Below are 22572 nucleotides of genomic sequence, written 5' to 3' on the forward strand. Positions count from 1 at the left end.
GCCATGTCTTTCACGAATGTTCTAGTGGCCAACCGTGGTGAGATTGCCCGCCGGGTATTCGCCACCTGTCGTCGCATGGGTATCGGCACGGTCGCGGTCTACTCCGATGCGGATGCCGCGGCACCGCATGTCGCCGAAGCCGATGCGGCGGTGCGTCTTCCGGGCAATACCCCGGCCGAGACCTACCTGCGCGGCGAACTGATAATCGAGGCGGCCTTGGCCACCGGTGCCGACGCCATCCATCCGGGTTACGGATTCCTTTCCGAGAATGCGGAATTCGCACAGGCTGTGCTGGCGGCCGGACTGGTGTGGATCGGCCCGCCCGTCGAGGCCATCGAGCAGATGGGCTCGAAGGTCGCTGCCAAGAAGATGATGGACGCGGCCGGCGTCCCGGTACTCGCCGAACTCGATCCCGACGAGGTCACCGCGGCGCAGCTGCCGGTGCTGATCAAGGCTTCCGCCGGTGGTGGCGGACGCGGCATGCGAGTGGTGCGCGAACTCGACGATCTGGAACCGCAGATCGCCGCCGCGCGCCGGGAAGCCGAATCGGCATTCGGTGATCCGACGGTGTTCTGCGAGCGGTACCTGGAGACCGGCAGACATATCGAGGTCCAGGTCATGGCCGATACCCACGGCACCATCTGGGCCGTCGGCGAACGGGAATGCTCCATTCAGCGCCGCCATCAGAAGGTGGTCGAGGAGGCGCCGTCGCCGCTGGTCGAGCGGATCGACGCCATGCGCACGTCAGGCGCGGAGGCGGTAGCGGAGCGTGACCACGTAGGACCCGCGCGCGTGGCCGATGGATCGAGCATGCGCGAGCGGCTGTTCGAGGCGGCCAGGCTGGCGGCCGGTGCGATCGGCTACACCGGTGCCGGGACCGTGGAATTCCTCGCCGACGAGGCGGGCGACTTCTTCTTCCTGGAGATGAATACCCGCCTGCAGGTGGAACATCCGGTCACCGAATGCACCACCGGACTCGATCTGGTGCGGACGCAGCTGGAGGTCGCGGCGGGCGTCGAGTTGGCTGCCGCGCCGCCGCCGCTGCGTGGGCACTCGATCGAGGTACGGCTGTATGCCGAGGATCCCGCGAACGAGTGGCAGCCGCAGAGCGGGACGGTGCATCGTCTCGATATCCCTTCGGTGGCAACCGAATTCGATATTCTCGATCGACCGGGCGTGCGTCTGGATACCGGTGTGGTGGACGGTTCGGTCGTCGGTGTGCACTACGACCCGATGCTCGCGAAGGTCATCTGCTACGCCGAGACGCGCGGCGATGCGGCACGGCTGTTGGCAACGGCCTTGCAGCGGGCCAAGATTCACGGTCTGGTGACCAACCGCGATCTACTGGTGCGAGTGCTGCGGCATCCGGCATTCCTGGCCGGAGACACCGATACCGCATTCTTCGAAACGCACGGATTGGATTCGCTCTCCGCACCTTTGGCAACCGAAGCCGATGAGGCATTGTCCATCGTCGCCGCCGCGCTCGCGGATGCCGCGGCGAACCGGAAGGCGGCCAGGGTCGGCGGCGGGCTGCCCGCGGGTTGGCGGAATCTGCCGTCGCAGGCACAGCACAAGTCGTACGAAAGCCACACCAGCGGAACACATGACATCGGTTACCGCTTCACCCGAACCGGTGTCGCGGTGGACGGTCACGATGGACTCGAATTGGTGCAGGCCGAGCCCGAGCATGTCGTATTCACGGTTCCGGGCGAACGCGGCCCGGTGCGCAGACAATTCGACATCGCCCGCTACGGCGAACTGGTCTGCGTCGATTCGCCACTCGGACCCGTATCGGTGCGTAGACTGCCGCGCTTCAGCGATCCGGCCGATCAGGTCGCGCACGGTTCACTGCTCGCACCCATGCCGGGCACCGTGATTCGCATCGGTGCCGAGGTCGGCAGTGCCGTCGAACAGGGCCAGCCGATTCTGTGGCTGGAGGCCATGAAGATGGAGCACACCATCTCCGCGCCCGCCGCCGGCGTGCTCAGCGCCCTCAATGTCACCGTCGGCCAGCAGGTCGATGTCGGAGCCGTGCTCGCCGTCGTCGATCCCACCGAATCCCAGGAGTTCTGATGAGTTTTATCGAAACCGAAGAGCAGAAGGCGCTACGGGCCGCGGTCGCCGGGCTCGCCGCGAAGTACAGCTTCCGCGATTACGTGCTGCCGAAGGCGCGCAAGAACGAACCGCTCACCGAATTATGGGATGAGGCAGGCAAACTCGGGTTTCTCGGCGTGAATCTGCCCGAAGAGTACGGCGGTGGTGGCGCGGGCATGTACGAGCTCGCGCTGGTCATGGAGGAGCTGTCCGCACAGGGCGCGGGCCTGCTGCTGATGGTGGTCTCACCGGCCATCTGCGGCACCATCATCACCAAATACGGTACCGATGAGCAGAAGCGGCAGTGGCTGCCCGAACTCGCCGACGGCACCGCCAAGATGGTCTTCGGCATCACCGAACCCGACGCGGGCTCGAACTCGCACCAGATCACCACCACCGCGCGCCGCGACGGCGACGACTGGATCCTCAACGGCCGCAAGATCTTCATTTCCGGTGTGGACCAAGCCGAGGCCGTGCTCATCGTGTCGCGCACCGAGGACCACAAGACCGGCAAGCTCGTCCCCGCGCTGTTCATCGTGCCCACCGATGCCCCCGGCTTCGTCAAGACGCCGCAGGAAATGGACATCATCGAGCCGGACCATCAGTTCACACTGTTCCTCGATGACGTGCGCCTGCCGTCGGATGCCTTGGTGGGCAAGGAAGACGCCGCGCTCATGCAGCTGTTCGCAGGCCTCAACCCGGAGCGCATCATGGGCGCGGCCATGGCCGTCGGCATGGGCCGGTACGCCATCGATCGTGCCGTCGAATACGCCAAGGAACGCACGGTGTGGAAGACGCCGATCGGTGCGCACCAAGGCATTTCGCATCCGCTCGCCGCGGTGAAGGTCGAGGTGGAGCTGGCCAGGCTGATGATGCAGAAGGCCGCGACGCTCTACGACGCGGGCGATGAGATGGGTGCGGCCGAGGCCGCGAACATGGCGAAATACGCTGCGGCGGAAGCCAGTATCAAGGCGCTCGATCAGGCCATCCAGACGCACGGTGGCGCGGGCCTCACCAAGGAATACGGCCTCGCCGCTATGCTCGCCGCGGCCCGCATCGGCCGCATCGCCCCGGTCAGCCGGGAGATGGTCCTGAATTTCGTCGCCCAATACTCGCTGGGCCTGCCGAAGTCCTACTGACACCCCGCCCTCGTCGCCCGATGCCTGGTCGACGAAGGATCGGGTCCAATGCCGCTACCGGAGGGACGATGACCGAGACATCAACCGCACCATACGTGCGTTACGACATCAGCAATGGATTCGCCACGCTGACCCTGGATTCGCCGCACAACCGCAACGCGCTGTCGTCGCGGTTGGTAGCCGAGTTGCTGCAGGGCCTCGACGACGCCGCGGCGGATCCCGCCGTCCGCGGCATCGTGCTCGCGCACACCGGCAATACCTTCTGCGCGGGCGCGGACCTCACCGAGGCCAGCAATGCCGATCCGGCGGTGGCCGCCGATGAGCGCACCCGGATGATGATCGGCGTACTGCGCAGACTCGTCGAAACGCCGAAGCCGATCATTGCGCGGATCGACGGCAATGTGCGCGCGGGCGGTATGGGCATCGTCGCGGCCTGTGACATCGTCGTCGCCGGTCCCGGCAGCAGTTTCGCACTCACCGAGGTGCGAATCGGGTTGGCGCCGTTCATGATTTCGCTGACCCTGTTGCCCCGGCTCAGCCCGCGCGCCGCGAGTCGCTACTACCTCACCGGCGAGAAGTTCGGCGCGGATATCGCCGAGCTGATCGGCCTGGTCACCATCACCGCCGACGATCCGGCGGCCGAGGTGACCCGGCTGTGCGCGGAACTGCGCAAGGGGTCCCCGCAAGGGCTCGCCGAGGCCAAACGATTGGTCAACGCGGGCATACTGGCGGAGTTCGACAGCTCCGCCGAGGAACTCGCCAGCCGCTCGGCGAGCTTCTTCGGCACACCCGAGGTGCACGAGGGCATGCTGTCCTTTTTGCAGCGCCGTGCACCGAGCTGGGCAGAATAGCGCCATGGCAGCGATCTCCAAGCCCCCAGTGCCGCCGCACGAACCCAAGCAGGACCGCAGCCGGGCCACCCGGCAGCGCTTGCTCGAGGCGACCATCGATTGCCTGGCCGGAATGGGCTGGGCGGCGGCCACGGTCTCGGTCGTCGCGGAACGCGCCGGGGTGTCACGGGGCGCTGCCCAGCACCACTTCCCGACCAGGGAAGACCTGATCACCGCCGCACTCGAGTACATGTTCGACACCCGCACGCAGCAGGCCAAGGACGAGGCGAAGTCGGTGGCCGCGCTGGCCGAGGGAGTCGAGCGCACCGAGGCGGTGGTGGCGGGGTTGGTCGAATCCTTCACCAGCCCGCTGTTCAAGGCGGCGCTGCAGGTGTGGACGCATGCGGCCGCCGATCCCGCGCTGCGGGAGCGAATTGTGCCGCTGGAAGCCAAATTCGGGCGCAGATCGCATCGGCGGGCAGTGGAGGCGCTCGGCGTCGACGACGCTGATCCGGTTGCCCATCACCTCGTTCAGGCAACGCTCGATATGGCGCGCGGACTCGGGCTGGCCGATATCCTGACCGATGACTCGGCGCGCCGCAAGCAGATCGTCTCCCAATGGGCGGCCACGCTGCACGCCGCCCTGCATGCACCTAGGCCGTGAGCCGCCAGTCCTCGTCGAATCCTTCGCCGGTGACACATGCCGGAATCAGGCGGCCGTCTCGTCCGCGGTAAGCACCCGCGCCAGCTCATACCCGCGCGCTAACAGCTTGCCACTAAAGGGAATTCGCTGTCAGCAGAGCCCTGCCTGCTGCATGTGGCTTTCGTCGATCGCGTAGGAGGTGGAACCGATGAGGACACCGAGCAGCCCACCGATGACAAGTCCAGGAATAGCGCCGACGAGGAAAAGGGGCAGACCCGCGATGCCGCCGATGGTGGCGCCGACCAGACCGCCGACCAGTGTCCTGACCTCGATGGTGTCGCCGGGTGCCACGCACTGCCCGATGAGGTCGGCCTGCGGGGTCGGTTCGACCGCCGCAGCGATCGGCGCGGTCGCGACCGGTGCGGTCGGCTGGGGCGCTTCACCCGGTGCGGCCGATGCGGTCGAGGCGAAGCCGACGGTGAGCGCGATGGCGACGAGCGCGCCGATGACGGTTAGGACGAATCTCGAAATGCTTCTCACGTTTTTCCTGATGGTCGGAGTTGGCAACTGGATCATCATTCCCGGAGTTCGCGGCGTGCGAAAGGGTTTCGAATGAATGCCGCATTAAGAGGATTTCGAGGAAGCGGGTGGATCAGCGGGCGGCGGTCAGATCGTAGAGGGTGATGCCATCGACTTCGGTCGCGGTGAAGTGCTCTTCCACCCACTTGCTGATCTCACTGCTGGTGCCGGAGCGACCGAAACCGAAACCGCCGTCCTCACCGCCGCGATTGCCACTGCCGATGAAGTAGTGGATCTTTCCGTCGGCGACATACTGCTCGAACTGATCCAAGGTCGGCGACGGATCGCTGCCGTTGAAGCCGCCGACCGGCATGACCGGCAGTTCGGTGGCCAGCTGGAATCCGGCGGCACTGTTGGAGCCGGTGGCCGCGGCGACCCAGGTGTAGTCGGAGCCATTGTTTTCCAGCAGTGCGATGACTTTCTCGCTCGGCCTGCTCGCGCCGAGCAGACCGCCGGCGGGACCGCCCATCATCGGATTGCCCGCGGCCTCGTTGCCACCTGGCATGTTGGCTTGTCGACCCGGAGCGCCATTCGTATTGCGGCCGTCAGTGTTTCGTCCACCGGGCATTCCGCCGCCGGGACGGCCTGGGTTACCGAAGCCGCCCGACCCGCCGAAGCCGCCTGGCCCACCGAAGCCGCCTGGCCCACCGAAGCCGCCCTCGTCGCCGGGACGATGGCCGAACATCCCGAACATCCCGACGTTCGGTCCCGCCGACGGGATCCCGCCCTCGTGTCCGGTCGAAATGGTCTGGACGGAATACGCGACGGGCCCGGCGAATCCGGTGAATGCGGCGGCCAATGCCGCGACCAGCGCCACCTTCCTCGGTGCGGGCAGCAGTACCGCGATGGTCGCGCACACACCGACCACCAGCACCGCCCAGCGCAACCACGGCACGAAGCTCGAGCTGCGCGACAACAACATCCATGACGTCGCGGTGGTCAGGCCGACCGCGAGCCCCGCGAACAACCGGACCCACAGCCGGTGCCGATCCCGCCACAGCTGAACTGCGCCGATACCGACCAATGCGGCGACCGCCGGAGCCAGCGCCACCGTGTAGTACTGGTGGAAGATGCCCGCCATGAAGCTGAAGGTCAACCCGGTCACCAGCAGCCAACCGCCCCACAGGATCAGCGCCGCGCGCCTGCCATCGGTGCGAGCAGCCTTGCCGCGCAACAGAATTCCCGCTACCAGCGCGACCGATGCGGCGGGGATGAGCCAGGCGATCTGACCGCCCTGCGCCGGTTCGAACATCCGGGTGATGCCGGTGCTGCCCCACATGCCACCGCCACCGCCACCGCCACCGCGCGGCATATCGCCACCGCCCGGGGTGACGCTGCCGTGTTCATTGCCGTTCAAGCGACCGAGACCGTTGTAGCCGAGAGTGAGCTCGACGATCGAATTGTTTTGCGACCCACCGATCCACGGTCGCGAAGATGCGGGCCACAGCTCGACCGTGAGCAGCCACCAGCCGGCCGCGACGATCATCGCCAAACCCGCCGCGAGTAGCTGCAGGATCCGCTTGCCGAGTTTGGGCGGACCGGCGAACAGATAGGTCAGCGCCAGTGTCGGCACTACCAGCAGCACCTGCAATTGCTTGGTGAGGAATCCGAATCCGATGAAGACACCGGTGAGTACCAGCCAGCGGGTGCGCCCGTCCTCGACCGCCCTGGTCATCGCCCAGGCCGCCGCGATCATCAGGAATACCAGCAGCGCATCCGGGTTGTCGAACCGGAACATCAGTGCGGCGACGGGCGTCACCGCGAGCGCCAGGCCGGCGATGAGTCCGGCCGCCGGGCCGAAGGGCCTGCGCACCGTCGCCCACACCAGTGCCACCGAGGCGACGCCGAGCAGCACTTCCGGAACCAGAATGGTCCAGGAATTCAGTCCGAATGCCCGCACCGACAATTCCATAAGCCACAGCGAGGCCGGTGGTTTGTCGACGGTGATCGAGTTCGCGGCATCCGAGGAGCCGAAGAAGAAGGCCTTCCAGGACTTCGAACCCGCCTGTACCGCGGCGGAATAGAAGGAATTCGCCCACCCGCTGGCACTGAGGTTGCACAGGTAGGCGATTCCGGTGCCGAGCAGCAATACCGCCAATGCGGGGTATTCCCAGCCGATCTTGCGCTCGGGGCGCGATTGAGGCGGCACCGCGGTCGATGGTGGCGTGAGTGTAGCCGTCACTGCTGTCCGCCCTCGGTGACCAGCGCCGCGCGGATGGCGGTCGGGTTACGGAAGACCCAGCGCAGGCCGACGAATCGGATCAGCGTGGCAATGAGATTGGCGACCACGAGTACCAACAATTCCAGATGAACGGCGGCGTCGGGTGCCCAACGGTGCAGGGCGAACAACGATCCGCTGGTGACCGATAAGCCGAAGCCGAAGATCAGCAGACCTTGGAATTGGTGTGACACAACGTCATTCGACCCACGCACCCCGAAGGTGAAGGCGCGGTTGGCGGCGGTATTGCCGACCGCGGTGATCAGCAGCGCGACGAAGTTCGCCACCTGCGCACTGGTCATGGGCTGCAACACCAGGTACAGCAGCATATAGGCGAGGGTGGAGATGACGCCGACTATCGCGAACCGCACCACCTGCCCGACCATCCCCAACGGCACACCGGGAACCAGTGGTTCACGGCCGACGGAGCGACGCAGCTCGTCCAATGGCAGCGCACCGGTCGTCAGCCCGCGCAGCAGTCGCCACACGCCGAGCAGATCTTTGCGCGCGGTATCGATGATGTCGACCCGGCTGTCCGGATCATCGATCCAGTCGACCGGCACCTCGTGAATGCGCAGCCCGGCCCGCTCGGCGAGCACCAAGAGCTCGGTGTCGAAGAACCATTCACCGTCCTGCACCAGCGGCAGCAGCCGCCGCGCCACATCGGTGCGCATCGCCTTGAACCCGCACTGCGCATCCGAAAAGCGTGCCTGCAGTGAGGCTTTCAGAATCAGGTTGTAGCAGCGCGAGATGATTTCGCGCTTGGGTCCGCGCACGACTCGCGACGCCGCGTCGAGTCGGGTGCCGATGGCCAGATCGGAGTGGCCCGAGATCAGCGGCGCGACCAGGGGCAGCAGCGCATTGAGGTCGGTGGACAGATCCACGTCCATGTAGGCGACCACCTCGGCGTCGGAGTGCTCCCACACCGCGCGCAGCGCGCGGCCACGGCCCTTGGCGTCGAGGTGCACGACGCGCACGTCATCGAGTTCATCGGCGAGCAACTGCGCGACCTGCATGGTGTCGTCGGTGCTCGCATTGTCGGCTACAGTGATCCGCGCCGGGAACGGGAACCCGTCGCGCAAGTAGGCGTGCAGCCGCCGCACGCAGACACCCAGGTCGGCCTCTTCGTTGTAGACGGGGATCACGACGTCCAGCACGGGCGTGATCACCGTTTCGGTCATTTCCGCCCGGTGCGCGGCGGTCGTCGATTCGGTCATGGTGACTACCCTCGCGAACCGCGCTGGACCCTAGCTGGGCTCTACCTGTGAGGTTCCTGGGGACCGCGGCTACCGCACTCGCCGAATCCGCAACACAGTGTCGGTACGCATCCCCACCTGGCCCTCCGGCCACGTGACTTCCCGCTCGACCGCATCCTTGGTCTCCACGTTCCAGTCCGGCCCGAGAGCCAGGCCGTCGAGCACCTCATCCATCGTCGGAAAGTGCACGTCATGCCGATCCTCGACAAACGACGGCCATCCCGCATGCCCCGCGATCAACAAGACCCCGCCGACGCCCACGGCCTCGGCGGCCCGCCGCAGAACCTTCGTCCGCTCCTGGTCCCGCGCCACCGGCGAATGAAAGAACTGCGCCGAAACCAGATCGAACTCTCCCTCCGGAAACGATTGCGCCAGATCATGTTCCGCGAACGCAATGCGCTCCCCGACGCCCGCCTCGTCGGCATGCGCAGCCGCACGCCGCAGCGCTGTCGGGGACACATCGACCGCGGTCACGCGCCACCCACGCCGCGCGAGCCAAACAGCGTCCGCACCCTCACCACATCCGAGGTCCAATGCGGTCCCCGGCTCGAGCCCCACGGCCTCCCGCACCAACAATGGATTGGGATTCCCGGTCCACACCTGATCCCGGTCCTGATAGAACCCCTCCCAGAACTCCTGGGTGTTGCCAGAAGTGGTGCTCTCGGTCATGCGTCGTTCTCCCATCGAAATCACGTATCTCGGTCCATCGACCCTGTTCGCATGATGTACGCAGGGTCCGCGACGGCGCCAACTTTGTTGCCGTTTCGGCAACCGCGTCTACCTGGGTCGGGTGCAGGTATTGGTACGGTCGGATTTGTGATGCGCAGTGGGCGGGGAGTGGATGCGGGGACGCCCAGGCGGGTCGATGCTCGGACCGAGCGGTGGCGGGAGCATCGGGTGCAGGTTCGGGCGGAATTCGTCGATGCGGCGTTTCGGGCGCTGGACAAGTTCGGACCCGAGGTGAGCATGGGCGATATCGCGAAGGAAGCCGGGGCGGCCAAGCCCAAACTTTATCGGCACTTCGAGGATAAGACCGATCTGTACAACGCGATCGTCGACCGGGTTCGCGACATGCTGTGGGAGCGAATCGTTTCCAGTGCCGATCTGACGAATGATTCCGCGCGGGAGTTGATTCGGCGTGGCGCGGCCGAATATGTGCTCGTGGTTTCCCAGCACCCCAATGTTTTCCGGTTCATGCTGCACAGCCACTTCACGCGGCGGGCCGATGAATCCGAGCGGGCGCTGCAGTCGGCTCGGCAATCGGCCAAGCGGGCCGCGGATCTGTTCACCGGACTGCTCGCCGACAAATCCGTCGAAGTATCCAGCGTCGAACTCGTCAACTATTCGGTATTCGGTGCGGTGGCCTCGGCCACCGACTGGTGGCTCGGCGCGAACCGGCTACAGGCACACACCATGCCGATCGAAAAGTTCGTCGCCTACCTGGCCGAGATCATCTCCGCACTGGCCGAGGCCAATGCGCGACTGAACGGCATCCGCATGGACTCGGCCCAACCGCTGCACCTCGCGTTCTCCAGCGACTGACTTGTGCGCACCGACCGCGAGCGCGCCATCAGCGGTCGGCTCCCGCATCCACTTCGAACCCCATCGTTCTCGTCAACCGCATCATCGAGGCCAACGGTGTCTGCGATGCCCACAGTATGACCCCACCCACCGACAAGTTTCGGAACCCACTGGCACCACTGAAGCCCATGGCAAGTGACGGCGGCACACCTGGTACAGCGGTGCGCCGGGGTCAGGAGGCGGACAGCCGCCATAGCGGGGAAACGGGGCCGTGACCTGCGCCGAGGTCGTAGGAGGCGGCCAGGCAGCGGTAGGTCCAGTCCTTGGCGAATTCGACGGCATCGGGGACCGAGTAACCATTGGCGAGTGCGCACGCGATGGCCGCGGCCAAGGTGTCGCCGCCGCCGTGGTCGTTGCCGGTGGTGATGCGTGGCGCGGTGAACTCGAGGAAGCGATCGCCGTCGAAGAGCAGGTCGGTGCTCACCGTCGAGGACCGCAGATGGCCGCCCTTGACGATGGCCCACTGCGCTCCGAGCTTGTGCAGCGCCTCCGCCGCCTTCCGCGCCGAGGCATCGTCGATAACCTCGATCCCGGTGATCAGCCGCACCTCGTCGAGATTCGGCGTCACCACCGTGGCCAGCGGAATCAGCGTGTGCCGCACCGCGTCCAGGGCCTCCTCGTGCAGCAGCGGATCGCCGTGCATGGATGCCGCGACCGGATCGACCACCAGTGGCGTCCGATCCCGTCCGATCCCGACTTCCTGACATGCCGCCGCGACCGACTCGATGATCGCGGTCGAGGCCAGCATTCCGGTCTTGGCCGCTCCGACCCCGATATCCCCGACGACCGCGCGTACCTGATCGGCCACGACCTGCGGCGGAATCTCGTGGAACCCGCTCACCCCGACCGAGTTCTGCACCGTAACTGCGGCCACCGCCACGCATGCGTGCACCCCGCACATGGCCATGGTCCGGGAATCGGCCTGAATACCCGCGCCGCCACCGGAATCGGTCCCAGCGATAGTGAGGACGCGAACTGGAGTCTGCCCGTCGGGCACGAGCGGCAGGAATTTCACATCCCAGACCCTACCCAGCGTCGCCCGAAGGTGACCCTGCTCGCTCCGGCACCGCCGGCGGCGGTGATCGCCACCACGACGGCGGTGGCGGCCGCGCCGATCCGGAAATCGTCTTCATCGGCATAAAACTCGACACCACCCACATCCGCGCCCTCCTCGACGGCGCCCTCCTCACCGACGACGAACTCAGCGCAGGCCCCACCACCTGGACCACCTACCCCGACCCCTTCCCCACCTGGGGCACTCTCGACCAGCACTGACCTGGACGACCGATCACCACGCATCCACGCAGGCAAACGTCGAGAGCACCCCTCCACCACCGGATTCTCGGTCGCTAGTTGGAGATGCCGGGGGCCTGGTGGGTGTAGGTGGGGTCGGTGAGTTGGGTGAGCATGAAGGCGGCTATGTCGGCGCGGGCGATTTTGAGGGAGAGGCCCTTGGCGTCGGCGGGGAAGCCCTGGCGGTAGGCGTCGGTGCGGGGGCCGTCGGTGAAGGCGCTCGGGCGGACGATGGTCCAGTCGAGGTTGCTTGCCCGGACGTATTCTTCCTGCTTGACGTGGTCGGCGTAGGCCTCGCGCAGCAGCATCCCGAACATCACGTACTTCCAGAGGAAGTTCAGGTTGCCGCGGCTGTCGCCGACACCCAGGGTGGTCTGGCAGATCAACCGCTTGACGCCGGTCCGGTCCATCGCCTCGAGCACCGCTCGGGTGCCTTCGGCCCGGATGACGCCCTTGCGGCCCGCACCCAGCGAGATCAGCACCGCATCCTGCCCGGCAACGGCCCGCTCCACCGAATTCGTGTCGAGCACATCGCCCTCGACGATGTGCAACCGCTCGTGCCGCTGCCCGACGCCGGCCGCATCGCGCGTGAACGCGGTGACCTCGTGCCCCTGCTCGAGCGCCTGCTCGACGACCAGCCGACCGACGGTGCTGGTGGCTCCGAAAACTGCGATACGCATGATGTTCTCCTGTGTTGAATTCGCGGTGCTGCCGGGCCCTACGTGATTACGCAGGCTGCCGCCTCCGGGCCTGACGCTCGCACCGCGGGGGTTGAAAACTGTTGAGCTGTTGGTGAATCCAGTACATCAACGGAGAACGAGACGAACCATGGCCGTCCGTCTCGAAGACATACGACAGGGTCTCTGCCGGGAAACGCGCAACGGCCCGCGTCCGAAAACGGATGCGGGCCGTTGCGCTGTGTGCGCTCAGCCGAGCTTGGCGAAGAACTGCCGGATATCGGCGACGATCACCTGCGGTGCCTCATGCGCGGCGTAGTGTCCTGCCGCATCGTTCGGGCCACTTTGGACGGAGCCGACGTCGTAAGAATTCCAGCTGACGATGTTGCTGTGATCGCGCTCGGCGAACCGGCGAATCGACTGGAAATCACCCTTGAACATCGCCAATCCGGTCGGCACCGTGGTCGGTCCACTCGGCTGCTGCGCGGTGTGCGCGTCCTCGTAGTAGAACCGCAGCGACGACCCGGCCGTTCCGGTCAGCCAGTAGATGGCCACATTGCCGATCACGAACTCCTCGTCGAGGCTTTCGCCGAACAGTTGCGCATTCCAGCCGAGCAACCCGACCGGCGAATCGGCCAGCGCGAACGCGAGCGTCTGCGGCTGCTGGCTGTGCAAGGCGTTGAAGGCCATCTTGTTCTCGTGGAACCACTGCAGGTGCTGCAGCGCCGCCATATCCTCCTCGGACAGCCCCTCGAACTCCGATGGATCACCGGACGGGAACGAAAACAGCTGCGTCACATGCACTCCGACGACATGATCGGAAGCCAGCCGTCCGATCTCCGGTGAGACCATCGAGCCACCGTCGTTGCCGATCGCGCCGTAGCGGGTGTAGCCCAGTCGGCCCATCAGCTCCGCCCAGGCCGCGGCGGTGCGGACCGTGCCCCATCCGGTGCTGCGGGTCGGCCCGGAGAATCCGAATCCCGGCAGCGACGGGATGACCAGGTGGAAGGCGGGCTCATCGGCCGATTCCGGCTCGGTCAGCGGCGCGATGACATCGAGGTATTCGAGCACCGAACCCGGCCAGCCGTGGGTCAGGACCACCGGCAGCGCATCCGGCCGGGAGGACCTGATGTGCATGAAGTGGATATCTTCGCCGTCGATCTCGGTGGTGAACTGCGGGTAGGAGTTCAGCTTCGCCTCCAGCGCGCGCCAGTCGAAGCGTTCCAGCCAGTACTCGGCGAGATCCCGCACCCGCTCGTTCGGAACGCCGTAGGCATCGCCGACGCCGGGCAATTCGTTCGGGTAGAGGGCCCGGGACAGCCGGTCGGCCAGGTCGTCGAGCTTTGCCTGCGGGACGTCGATGCGGAAGGGGGTGATTGCGGTCATCGCTACTCCTTTTGAAACGGAATGCTTCGTTCTGTTTAAACTTTACCAGAACGGATCATTCCGTTTCAAGTGCTAGTCTGAACCTATGCCGAAAACATCCGATGCCCCAGCTCAGAAGGGTCTGCCCGGACGCAAGGCGCAGGCCGCCCGCAACGACGGGCTCATCCTCGAGGCGGCCCGCGCGGTCTTCCTCGCCGACGCCAACGCCCCCATCGCCGCCGTCGCCGAGCGAGCCGGAGTGGGCATCAGCGCCCTCTACCGCCGCTACCCGAGCAAAGACATGCTGTTGCGCACCCTCTGCCACGAGGGCCTACGCCGCTACAACGCCGAAGCCGATGCCGCACTGGAGGATTCGGACGGGTGGCGTGGTCTGGTGGGATTTCTGGAACGCGTGGTCGACGCGGATGTGCACTCGTTGACCGTGCATTTGGCGGGCACCTTCACTCCGGACGAGTCGATGCTGCCGGACGTCACGCATTCGGGTGAGGTCACCGAGGAACTGGTCCGGCGGGCGCACGCCTCCGGTCGGCTGCGCGCGGATGCCAATGCCAACGACCTCGGTCTCGTCCTGGAAGCATGTGCGGCCGTTGCCATGCCGGACCAGGTCCGAACCGCTGAACTGCGCCGACGCGTGCTCGCCATGCTGATCGCTGGGCTCTCGGGAAAAGGTGAACTGCCCGGTCCGCCGCCGGAGGCGGGTGAATTCGCGTGGCGGTGGGAACCGCGCAGTCAGCGATGATTTCCACCGCGACGCGACGTCTGCACGTTCAGGCATACCCATGTCCACAGCAGCGAAGGGAATCGCCATGAACTGGACACTCGAGGTTGTGATCGTGCCGGTGTCGGATAGTCCCGTGATCTCGCGACCGGGGCCTCAGACGTGCCTGTAGCCGGTGGATATCCAGGGTGCACCGGGCCGGGCGAGGGGGTGGATCGCGCGGCCGTCGACCCATGCGGTCCAGCCGTTGTCGCAGGCGATATGCGCCCAGTCCCCGGCGCGGCCGAGGATCTGGAGCTCGACGCCGGGATCGATGCTGGTGATGGGGCCGAGGCTCGGATCGGGCGCGGCCCATGCGTCCAATCCGCCCTCGGGTACCAGGTGGGTCGGGTACCAAAGGGCGGCAAGGGGTTCGATGGCGCGGCCGTCGACCCATGCGGTCCAGCCGTTGTTGCAGGCGATATGCGCCCAGTCGCCGGAGCGATCGAGGATCTGGAGTTCGACGCGCGGTTCGATGCGGGCGACAGGCGGCCGGGTCGAGTCGGGAGTGGCCCATGCGGGCATGCCGTTGGCGGGCACCTGGTGGGTCGGATGAAATGCCGGAGTGCGGCCGCGCTCTACCGCCGGCACCGCTTCCGTGGGTGCGGCAGACGCGTCGAATGCCGGTATGCCACCGGCGAACGGCTTGACCACGGCGGGATCCAGCACATCGCGCACCAGCCGGAGCGCGACTTCGGTTGTGGTCTCCAATAATTCGGCACGCGGATTGCGCGCCGCGAGTTCGCGCCAGCATGCGAACCGGGTCGAGAACGTCGAACGGAACACCGTGAAATGGGCGAGCGCGTCCTGTTTCTTTGTCGCACCGTTCATTACGGCAATGCTCCCGGTCGTCAACAGTTGACCGAATGACCGTGCCACCGCGGTCCCGGCATCGGTGAATCGGTAGCTGCCGAGCGCCTCGAGTCGAACAAGGCTCAGCGACGCCAGCCGCGCCAGTCCCTCCGTCATCCGGCCGGCCGCCGCCGCGAGTGAGACCGGTGTGGCGCCCTGGGCGGCGGACAAGGCCCAACGAGTGTCGCCCGCGGCCAGCCCCTTGGCGAGTTGCTCCTCCAGCTCGAGCGCTCGCAGCTCGAGCGGTCCGGCCGCCACGTTTCGCCGCAGGACCCCGGCCAGGCGGGCCTCTTGTGCCGCATCGGCGGCGGCGAGAAGTGCGGCGAATGCGATGAGATCGAGGTCGATCGGGGGTGATGCGAATCCGGGGCCGTAGGAAGTGAGATCGAGCAGTTGGTCGACCAGCATGGTCGCCTGGTCGAGCGTCGGCACGACGGTGAAATCGAAGCCGTCCTCGCCGGTCCCGGCCTGCATGACGAAGGTGCCTTCTTCGTCTCCGCGCAGTAGCAGCGCCGCTGTCCGGTTGTGTTGCCCGACGCGGTCGGCGGTGACGGCGGTGGTGTCGGAGGGATCGGCGGCGATCCGCAATGCTCCGGTCGCCGGTCCGGTGAGTCGATCGTCCGCTTCGAGCAGTCCGGTGTCCCGCAGCGCCGCCGCCGGGTCGGACGGCGGGGTCGTCAGCGGCAGCGCGGAGCGTGGTCCCGGCTTCAGCCCGGCGATGGACATGGCCGCGGCGAGTTGGTCCGGGTCCAGTCGGAAACGCATCAACATCGTCGACTCCTTCCCACATCCGGATCGGCCGCGCGAAGGCGGCTCGGTGGGCGTCTCGGGTCGACCGAATCACTTTTATGTTTTCACATGCGGCGATTGCTCAGCAACAGGCCGAGCGGCGGTCTCGACCTGCGAAGTTCGGACCGCTCGCGACATCGATGCGGTCTGCCGGTCAACCCGATCCGACGGCATGCACCAGGCGTACGCACGGCCTCGATCTTCGACCGCGCAGATTGCAGCCGAGCTAGCGCGGGCCGAGGAACAGCGTTTGGGTGCTGCGGCCGAGCGGGCCCTTCTCGTCGAAGAGCGCGGACTCGGCCAAGCCGATGCCGTGCGGTTGCGGATAGGTGGCGGCGTCCAGGCAGACCCATTCGCCGACCGGCTGTCGGTGCAGCGTGACGGTGAGATCGGTATTGATGAACAGGTATCGGTTCCAATCCAGCACTCGGCTGACGCCGTTGCCCGAATCCGCCGCGGCGAGTGTGCGTTCCAGCGGACTCGGCGTGGTACCGGCGACGATCGGATACTTCAGCCGGATCCAGCAGATCGCCGGGCCGGGATCGGCGAAAGAACCGGACACGAAGCGGTAGTCGATGCCGGTGTGGAAACCGATGGGCTGGGTCGACGGAAAGTGGGACGGCACCGCCTGATCCGGTCCGGGACGGGCGCCGGTCGGCAGGAACTGTTCGGGCAGTTCGAGCTCCGGCTCGGCGAGTTTGAAGCGCCAGGCGTTCGCCCGCATGACGGGTCCGCGATCGGTGGACAGCGTCGCTTCGATCAACTCCACACTGCGTCCGGGCCGTGCCACCCGCGTCTGCACCGTCAGCGGCTCCAAGGGAACCGGGCCGAGGATTTCCACCGCGACCCGGCCGACCTGGAATCCGGCCCGCGGCTCACAGCGTTCGATCGCGTGCCCGAGCAGCGCGGATGGTGGTCCGGCGTGCTGAGCGTCGGGTGACCACGGCCCGCGGGTCAGTTCGGTCGAGACGAACCGGCTCGGGTTCGCCGGATCTGTAGTGTAGAAGGCGTCGGCCACGTCGTTGTCCCGTTCCGCTGGATTGTTCGTACGGTTAACGATTCTGCTACGACGCTACCCCGCGGCAACGAGCAGCCACCGAACCCGTCGCGATCCCGGTCGAATGGTCGCGCTGCTCGCTCCGGTTCGTTATTGCGCGTGCTTATCGCCCGCATCATGGCGAAACTCGCGATCGGCACCGCATCAGCGAAAACCCTGTGTCGGCCGCACCTGCAAGGTGTGGCCGACACAGGGTTTCGATGGGATGCGTCAGGCGAGGGCGATCGCGGCGCAGAGCGCGGCGATGGCGGTGAACTGCAGGGCCACCCGGCCGTTGATCACGCTGTTCCACTTGTCTTGCAGCGCACGGGCATTCGTCGGAATGACGCCGGAGTGCGCCGCGGCGGTCTGCTGGGTGTTCACCGGCTTCGCGACGCGAACGTAGATGCCGAGCCAGGTCACCAGCGCCACGACGGCGATACCCGCCGTGATCGCCGCTGCCGCGTGGCCGCCGATCGCCGCGAGAGCCGTTGCCACAACGGCGGTTACCACACCGCTGATCCCGACGATCGGCATCCGGCGGTCGCCGTAGTAGTGCCCCCAGCCCGCCGAGATGGTCACGGTCCGGTCGTCCAGCTTGTCGTACACCGACCGCGTGATCAGTGCGAAGCAGGCGTCGGTGCCGTAGACGACGGCGTTCGCGAGGACCGAGACGATGGCGACGACCTGGATGAGTGTGGTGCTCATGAGTTCCTCCGTTCTGTGCATGTAGCGTTGATAGAGAATCTAGCAACGCTAGAACTCGTAGTCAACCGATACCGGGATTCCGTATGCCGTCGGATTGATCGGCCCGGTTGTCGTCAGTTACCGACCCCAGCCGTTGTCGAGCAGGTCGAACAACTCGTGGAACGCGCTCGCCGGATCTTCCCAAGTACTCGCGACTTCGGCGGCTTCCAGTGCGAAGTGAGCGAGTCCCGCGGCCGCGAGATCACCCGCCGGTGCGCCGGTCGCTTCGGCGATCGCCGCCGCCATCTGCGCAATCGGCTTCCTGGTTCATCGAAGAAGTTCCGTTGCGCGGCAAGGCTCCCGAGCCGGTTGCCATCGACAAGCCCGAATGCAAGGCCGTTGCCTGATGCGGTACGGCGTCTGCTCAGGAGCGCAGGCGCCACGCCGCGATCTCGGTTCGATTCTGAAATCCCAACTTGGCCAGGATGCTGCGGACATGCGTCTCCACTGTGCGCTCGGAAAGTACCAGCCGAGTGGCGATTTCGCGGTTGGCGAGGCCATCCGCGACCAGGTCCGCGACCTCGGTTTCGCGGGCGGTCAGCGGGTTCGCGGTGCGGCCCGCTCGGTCGATCTCGGCGAGCAGCGCATCGGCGGCCCGCAGTCGGTGCGTCATATCGAGTCGCCGAAATTCCTGTGCCGCTTCGGTTATCGCCGACCGGGCGGCGCGCAGATCCCCGGGCGCGCCCCGGGTGCGCAGTGCGTCGGCCAGCCCGAGGCGGCTCAGCGCCAGAAATGGGCGCGCGCCGATCCGGCTGTCCATCGCGATCGCACGCTGGTAGTGCTCGATCGCGGCGTCGACTCGTCCGGCAGTGAACGCGAGGTCGGCGATCGGGCGGGCGATCGAACCGGAGCACAGCACAGCGCCGCCGTCGCCGAGGTAGTAGCCGTCGTCGGGGCCGAACGCCTGGTAGGTGCGCTCCGCGGTTTCCTTGTCGCGCAACAGCACCGCGGTGAAACCGAGGTTGTAGAGCAGCCCGAGCCAATGCGGTCCGATCTGGAAGGTGCCGGGCAATTCCCGGAACTCCTGGAACAGCGCGCGTGCCTCGTCCAGATCGCCGGCCAGGGCGCGTGTCATCGGCAGGAAGATCCGGATCAACGGTATCTGCGGCGCATGGCGCATCGCCGCCAATCGCTCGGCGGCTTCGGTTTCGGACACATATCCCTGCACCATGTTCATCAGCCCGCGGAACGCGTGGTGCAAACCGAGCAGCGACTCGTCGCCCATCCGGATGGCGAGTTCGAATGCGGCGTTATTGCTTTCGTCGGCCGTGACAAAGTCTCCGGTCAGTGCTGCGCGGGTGGCATCGAGTCGATGCAGATGCCAGCGGGCGATCGGCAGGCGTCCCCGCTCGGCGACCTGCTCCAGCTCGATGATCGCTCGGTCGACCAGGCCGAGATCACCGAGTTGGAAGGCGGCCGAGGCCTGCCATAGATAGCCCCACAGCCGGGCCAGCGGCTGACGCGCCCGGTCGCCGATTTCGATGGCGCGTTCGACGAGGTCCATCCGCTCGGCGAGGAACTGCGGCGCCGAAAGGGCGAGGTGGCGGGCGTGGATGGCATCGAGCAGAGTGTCGGGGTCGCCGCTGCGTTCGGCGGTCGCCATGGCCGTCGCGGAAAGCTCTCTGGCACGGTCGCATTCGCCGATCTGTGCGGCTGCCATGGCACGATGCGCGGTGAGCCGGGCGATCGACGCGCCGTCGGTGTCGGCCGATAAGCCGCGTAATGCGCTGCGGCACAGTTGATCCACAGTGGCGACTACCCTCGGGGTACCGATACCGTGCACTACCAGCGCGGCCGCCGCCACGAGGTCGGGGCGGGTCGCCTGCTCCGCGATCGCCCCGGCCCGTGCGCAATGGCCGATGCTGTCGTCGATGCGACCGGCCTCGAATTCGCTGCGCGCGAGTTCGATCAACAACTCGGCCCGCAACGGGCCGGGTGCGCTCGGTCCGGTCGCCTCGATCGCCCATTCGTGGAAGCGGATCGCGTCGTCGTAGGCGGTCGTCGCGCGGGCGGATTCGGCGGCAATGCGAGCCCAATGTGCGCAGTCGGCGTCGGTGTCCTGGCCGCTCGCTCTTCGCAGGTGGGTAGCGATCGGTCCGGCCGCGGAAGGATCGCCGTCGGCGCGGGCGGCGAGCAACTCGGCGGCGCTGCGGTGCAATGACAATCGCTCCGACGGCGACAATTCGGCGTAGATCGCATCGCGGATCAGCGCGTGCACGAATGCGACTGCGCCGTTGTCGGGGTGCCGGACCACACCGGCGGTCACTGCCGTATCGAGCGCCGTTTCGACATCGGCGCCCGTGAGCTGTTCGAGTAATTCCGGTTCGATCCGCTCGCCCAGCACGCTCGCGGCCCGCAGCACGGTCCGGGTCACCGCGTCGAGCCGATCCACCTGCGCCAATGCCAGCCGTCGAAAACCCGGACGGGACAATGGATCCGGATCGGATTCGCCGGACGATTCGACGACGAGCCGAACGTAGAGCGGGTTGCCTCCGGTGCGTTCGTGTAGTCGGTCGGCGGCCGCGGTATCCAGGGTGGGCGCGGTGTGGCGCAACCAATGCCGGACCTCCTCGACCGATAGTCCGGTCAGCGGCATCGTCTGGGTGTGCGGCATCCGTACCAGGTCCGGCAATTGTTCGAGATAGGGCCCGTCGGCGGTGTCGCGTGCGGTGGCGACCAGGAGCAACCGCTGGTGCGGGAGTTCGGCGGCGATGTGCCGCAGCAGCAGTAGTGAGGTCCGGTCGGCCCAGTGCAGATCCTCCAGCACCACCGCGAGTCCGGCCGGGGCCGCTGCCGCTTCGAGCGCGGCGGCGAAGACGGTGAACATCCGAAACCGTTGCGAGGCCGAATCTTCCCACCGCACGGCGTCGCCACCCGCCAGTGCTTCGGCCAACTCCGGAAGGTCGCGGCCGAGCCGATGCCACGGCCACAGCGGCGGCATCCCCGCATCGTCTACCGCGAAGCCACGGCCGACGCGCAGCCCGCACTCGGCGGCCAGCGCCGCGGTGTGCTCGGCCAGCCGGGTCTTGCCGATTCCGGCCGGTCCGTCGATCAGGACCAAGCGCCCCGGTCCCGCGGCGGCCGCGAGCACATCGGCCCGCAGGCGGGCGAGTTCGCGATGACGACCGATCAGCGGGTCCTGCATAGCCAGCAGTATCCACGGGCTCGGCGGGCCGCGCGCGAGGTTCAGTACCGCGCATACGTGGTGACACTGATTCGCACTGCTGCCGTTCCACCGAAGCTGAGTACATCATTCCCGCAGATCAGGAGCGTTTCGGATGTATGCACAACTCGTCTATTTCGATGGACCACGCGGCACCGACCAATTGGTCGCGGCGGACTTCGCGTCCCGGCACCGCATCGAACCGGCGCTCGCCGGTGTCCCAGGACTGCTCACCACTTACGAGCTGCGCCGCCACGACGGGTCCGGGATGATCGTGGTGTTCGCCGAATCCGAGGATGTGCTGCTCGCCGCGCAGCGCGCGATCCTCGCCACCGAACTGCTGCCCGGCGAGGATATGGCACTGCTGCCCGGCCCCGACCGGGTGGAGACCTATCCGGTGATCGCCCATCGAGGCTCCGCCGACATCTATGCGGATCGGGGCTAGCCATGACGTGGACACTGCTCGTCGAGCCACAGCTGCAACGCGGCCAACGACACTGGGTGGTCGATCCGGCGCACAGCCGAGCCGAATTCACTGTCGCCAACTTCGGCCGCACCGTCTACGGCCGGGCGCCGATCCGGGACGGTCGGTTGACCGCCGGACCCGGCGGTAGGCCCGAAACCGTCACCGGCACGGTCGATCTGGGTGCGATCGACACCGGGCATGCCCGGCGCGACCGGGATCTGCGTGCCCGCCGCCTGCTCGATCTGGACCGTTATCCGCTGATGACGTTCACCGCCGACCACATCACTGAGCCGGCTGGTGAGTGGCGAGTCGCCGGGACGGCACAGGTGCGCGGACGACGGGTCGAACTCGTCTGCACCGTAACCAGATTCGTCCTCGGTCCCAACGACACCGTCCGGCTGTCCGCTCATGCCGTGCTGGACCGGCGGGAAATCGGTATCCGGGCACCGGAGTTGATGATCGGACGGTATATCGCGATCGACCTGAATGTGCTTTTGCGCCCGGAGGCCGAGTCGGACTGACGGATCTCCGGCGCGGGCCGACGAGGGGTCAGTCCGCGCCGGAGTTCGGGTGCGTGTGCTCGAACAACCGAAGCAACATGTCCGACAGCGCAATTCGCTCCTCTTCACCGAGTGGCGCGAGGATCTCCTCACGCACCTGCCGCGCCTCCCTCTCGAGTGCCCGCAGCAGGGCCCGGCCGGTCCTGGTGATCCGCACCGACATTCGACGGCGATCGGCGGGATCGCGGGTGCGCTCGACCTGACCGGAACTTGCCAATTCGTCGACGATCTTCGCCACATCGCTCGGATCGATATCGAGCCGAATGCCTAGATCGCGCTGCGCATGCGGCCCGAAATCGGCGAGCGCGGCGAGTACCGCCACATGCCACAGCCGAAGCCCGTGCGCCGCGAGCCGATCGGCGAACCGACCCCGCGCGACCTTGCCCACCCGCGACAGCAGGTAGGTCTCGAGGCCGAGCAGGCTCGGCGGAAGTGCACGCGGCGAGTCCATGCGACAAATTATAGGGTGGGACCTACGATAGGTTCACACCTACTAATAAGGAGAC

At 66.7% G+C, this 22572-nt stretch carries 22 protein-coding genes; 8 read left to right on the forward strand and 14 right to left on the reverse strand.

Annotation, left to right across the window (positions count from 1 at the left end; translation table 11 throughout):
* The first annotated feature begins 3 nt into the window (after window positions 1–3).
* From ACQPXH_RS03760 to ACQPXH_RS03775, 4 genes are all read left to right on the forward strand, one after another.
* Entirely contained in the window at window positions 4–2073 is a 2070-nt protein-coding gene (locus ACQPXH_RS03760) for an acetyl/propionyl/methylcrotonyl-CoA carboxylase subunit alpha (protein WP_433600924.1), read from the forward strand.
* On the forward strand, window positions 2073–3233 hold the full coding sequence (locus ACQPXH_RS03765) for an acyl-CoA dehydrogenase family protein (RefSeq protein WP_433600925.1): 1161 nt from the start codon (window positions 2073–2075) through the stop codon (window positions 3231–3233). Before ACQPXH_RS03760 ends, ACQPXH_RS03765 begins: the two co-directional genes overlap by 1 nt.
* A gap of 68 nt (window positions 3234–3301) precedes the next feature.
* Window positions 3302–4084, forward strand: coding sequence for an enoyl-CoA hydratase family protein (locus ACQPXH_RS03770; protein ID WP_433600926.1), 783 nt, complete (start codon window positions 3302–3304; stop codon window positions 4082–4084).
* A gap of 4 nt (window positions 4085–4088) precedes the next feature.
* Complete coding sequence (locus ACQPXH_RS03775; protein WP_433600927.1) at window positions 4089–4727, forward strand: TetR/AcrR family transcriptional regulator; 639 nt, start codon at window positions 4089–4091, stop codon at window positions 4725–4727.
* Between the two features lie 129 nt (window positions 4728–4856).
* Here the strand turns inward: ACQPXH_RS03775 and ACQPXH_RS03780 are convergent, their stop codons facing one another.
* The 4 genes from ACQPXH_RS03780 to ACQPXH_RS03795 form a co-directional block, all read right to left on the reverse strand.
* Window positions 4857–5246, reverse strand: coding sequence for a hypothetical protein (locus ACQPXH_RS03780; RefSeq protein WP_433600928.1), 390 nt, complete (start codon window positions 5244–5246; stop codon window positions 4857–4859).
* Between the two features lie 112 nt (window positions 5247–5358).
* Window positions 5359–7467 (reverse strand): ArnT family glycosyltransferase, encoded by a 2109-nt coding sequence (locus tag ACQPXH_RS03785; RefSeq protein ID WP_433600929.1) that lies wholly within the window; start codon window positions 7465–7467, stop codon window positions 5359–5361.
* Window positions 7464–8720 carry a glycosyltransferase gene (locus ACQPXH_RS03790; protein WP_433600930.1) on the reverse strand — a complete coding sequence of 419 codons (1257 nt, stop codon included), beginning with the start codon at window positions 8718–8720 and terminating at the stop codon, window positions 7464–7466. The genes ACQPXH_RS03785 and ACQPXH_RS03790 overlap by 4 nt, the downstream gene beginning before the upstream one ends.
* Window positions 8721–8789: 69 nt before the next feature.
* Complete coding sequence (locus tag ACQPXH_RS03795) at window positions 8790–9428, reverse strand: SAM-dependent methyltransferase (RefSeq protein WP_433600931.1); 639 nt, start codon at window positions 9426–9428, stop codon at window positions 8790–8792.
* A 150-nt stretch (window positions 9429–9578) separates the two neighbouring features.
* On the opposite strand from ACQPXH_RS03795, the gene ACQPXH_RS03800 reads away from it, so the two are divergent.
* Complete coding sequence (locus tag ACQPXH_RS03800) at window positions 9579–10301, forward strand: TetR/AcrR family transcriptional regulator (protein WP_433600932.1); 723 nt, start codon at window positions 9579–9581, stop codon at window positions 10299–10301.
* Between the two features lie 211 nt (window positions 10302–10512).
* Here ACQPXH_RS03800 and thiD read toward each other — a convergent pair whose 3' ends face one another.
* The 4 genes from thiD to ACQPXH_RS03820 all read right to left on the reverse strand — a co-directional run bounded on the left by thiD (window position 10513) and on the right by ACQPXH_RS03820 (window position 13696).
* The gene (gene thiD / locus ACQPXH_RS03805; protein ID WP_433600933.1) at window positions 10513–11355 is read right to left on the reverse strand and encodes a bifunctional hydroxymethylpyrimidine kinase/phosphomethylpyrimidine kinase; all 843 of its coding nucleotides are present in this window, start codon (window positions 11353–11355) and stop codon (window positions 10513–10515) included.
* Window positions 11352–11639, reverse strand: coding sequence for a hypothetical protein (locus ACQPXH_RS03810; protein WP_433600935.1), 288 nt, complete (start codon window positions 11637–11639; stop codon window positions 11352–11354). Before ACQPXH_RS03810 ends, thiD begins: the two co-directional genes overlap by 4 nt.
* A 50-nt stretch (window positions 11640–11689) precedes the next feature.
* Complete coding sequence (locus tag ACQPXH_RS03815; protein ID WP_433600937.1) at window positions 11690–12313, reverse strand: NAD(P)-dependent oxidoreductase; 624 nt, start codon at window positions 12311–12313, stop codon at window positions 11690–11692.
* 246 nt (window positions 12314–12559) lie between these two features.
* Window positions 12560–13696, reverse strand: coding sequence for an epoxide hydrolase family protein (locus ACQPXH_RS03820; RefSeq protein WP_433600939.1), 1137 nt, complete (start codon window positions 13694–13696; stop codon window positions 12560–12562).
* Window positions 13697–13781: 85 nt separating this feature from the next.
* Here ACQPXH_RS03820 and ACQPXH_RS03825 point away from each other — a divergent pair, with 85 nt between their 5' ends.
* Window positions 13782–14435 carry a TetR/AcrR family transcriptional regulator gene (locus ACQPXH_RS03825; protein ID WP_433600941.1) on the forward strand — a complete coding sequence of 218 codons (654 nt, stop codon included), beginning with the start codon at window positions 13782–13784 and terminating at the stop codon, window positions 14433–14435.
* Window positions 14436–14570: 135 nt separating this feature from the next.
* Here the strand turns inward: ACQPXH_RS03825 and ACQPXH_RS03830 are convergent, their stop codons facing one another.
* From ACQPXH_RS03830 to ACQPXH_RS03850, 5 genes are all read right to left on the reverse strand, one after another.
* Window positions 14571–16076, reverse strand: coding sequence for an SH3 domain-containing protein (locus ACQPXH_RS03830; RefSeq protein ID WP_433600943.1), 1506 nt, complete (start codon window positions 16074–16076; stop codon window positions 14571–14573).
* Window positions 16077–16320: 244 nt separating this feature from the next.
* A complete protein-coding gene (locus tag ACQPXH_RS03835; RefSeq protein ID WP_433600945.1) occupies window positions 16321–17112 on the reverse strand; it encodes a thioesterase family protein in 792 nt (263 codons plus the stop codon).
* Between the two features lie 249 nt (window positions 17113–17361).
* Window positions 17362–17838 carry a DUF1772 domain-containing protein gene (locus ACQPXH_RS03840; protein ID WP_433600946.1) on the reverse strand — a complete coding sequence of 159 codons (477 nt, stop codon included), beginning with the start codon at window positions 17836–17838 and terminating at the stop codon, window positions 17362–17364.
* A 117-nt stretch (window positions 17839–17955) separates the two neighbouring features.
* Window positions 17956–18123: a hypothetical protein gene (locus ACQPXH_RS03845; RefSeq protein WP_433600948.1), complete on the reverse strand. Its 168-nt coding sequence runs from the start codon at window positions 18121–18123 to the stop codon at window positions 17956–17958.
* Between the two features lie 118 nt (window positions 18124–18241).
* On the reverse strand, window positions 18242–21022 hold the full coding sequence (locus ACQPXH_RS03850) for an ATP-binding protein (protein WP_433600950.1): 2781 nt from the start codon (window positions 21020–21022) through the stop codon (window positions 18242–18244).
* A 133-nt stretch (window positions 21023–21155) separates the two neighbouring features.
* Between ACQPXH_RS03850 and ACQPXH_RS03855 the strand changes: the two genes are divergently transcribed.
* Together ACQPXH_RS03855 and ACQPXH_RS03860 are read left to right on the forward strand one after the other, a co-directional pair.
* Complete coding sequence (locus ACQPXH_RS03855) at window positions 21156–21485, forward strand: hypothetical protein (protein ID WP_433600951.1); 330 nt, start codon at window positions 21156–21158, stop codon at window positions 21483–21485.
* 2 nt (window positions 21486–21487) lie between these two features.
* Window positions 21488–22027 (forward strand): YceI family protein, encoded by a 540-nt coding sequence (locus ACQPXH_RS03860; protein WP_433600953.1) that lies wholly within the window; start codon window positions 21488–21490, stop codon window positions 22025–22027.
* Window positions 22028–22055: 28 nt separating this feature from the next.
* Here ACQPXH_RS03860 and ACQPXH_RS03865 read toward each other — a convergent pair whose 3' ends face one another.
* Entirely contained in the window at window positions 22056–22517 is a 462-nt protein-coding gene (locus tag ACQPXH_RS03865) for a MarR family winged helix-turn-helix transcriptional regulator (protein WP_433600954.1), read from the reverse strand.
* Window positions 22518–22572 lie beyond the last annotated feature (55 nt).

It is taken from the genome of Nocardia sp. CA-135953, assembly GCF_050955735.1.
In the GTDB taxonomy this organism is placed as follows: domain Bacteria; phylum Actinomycetota; class Actinomycetes; order Mycobacteriales; family Mycobacteriaceae; genus Nocardia.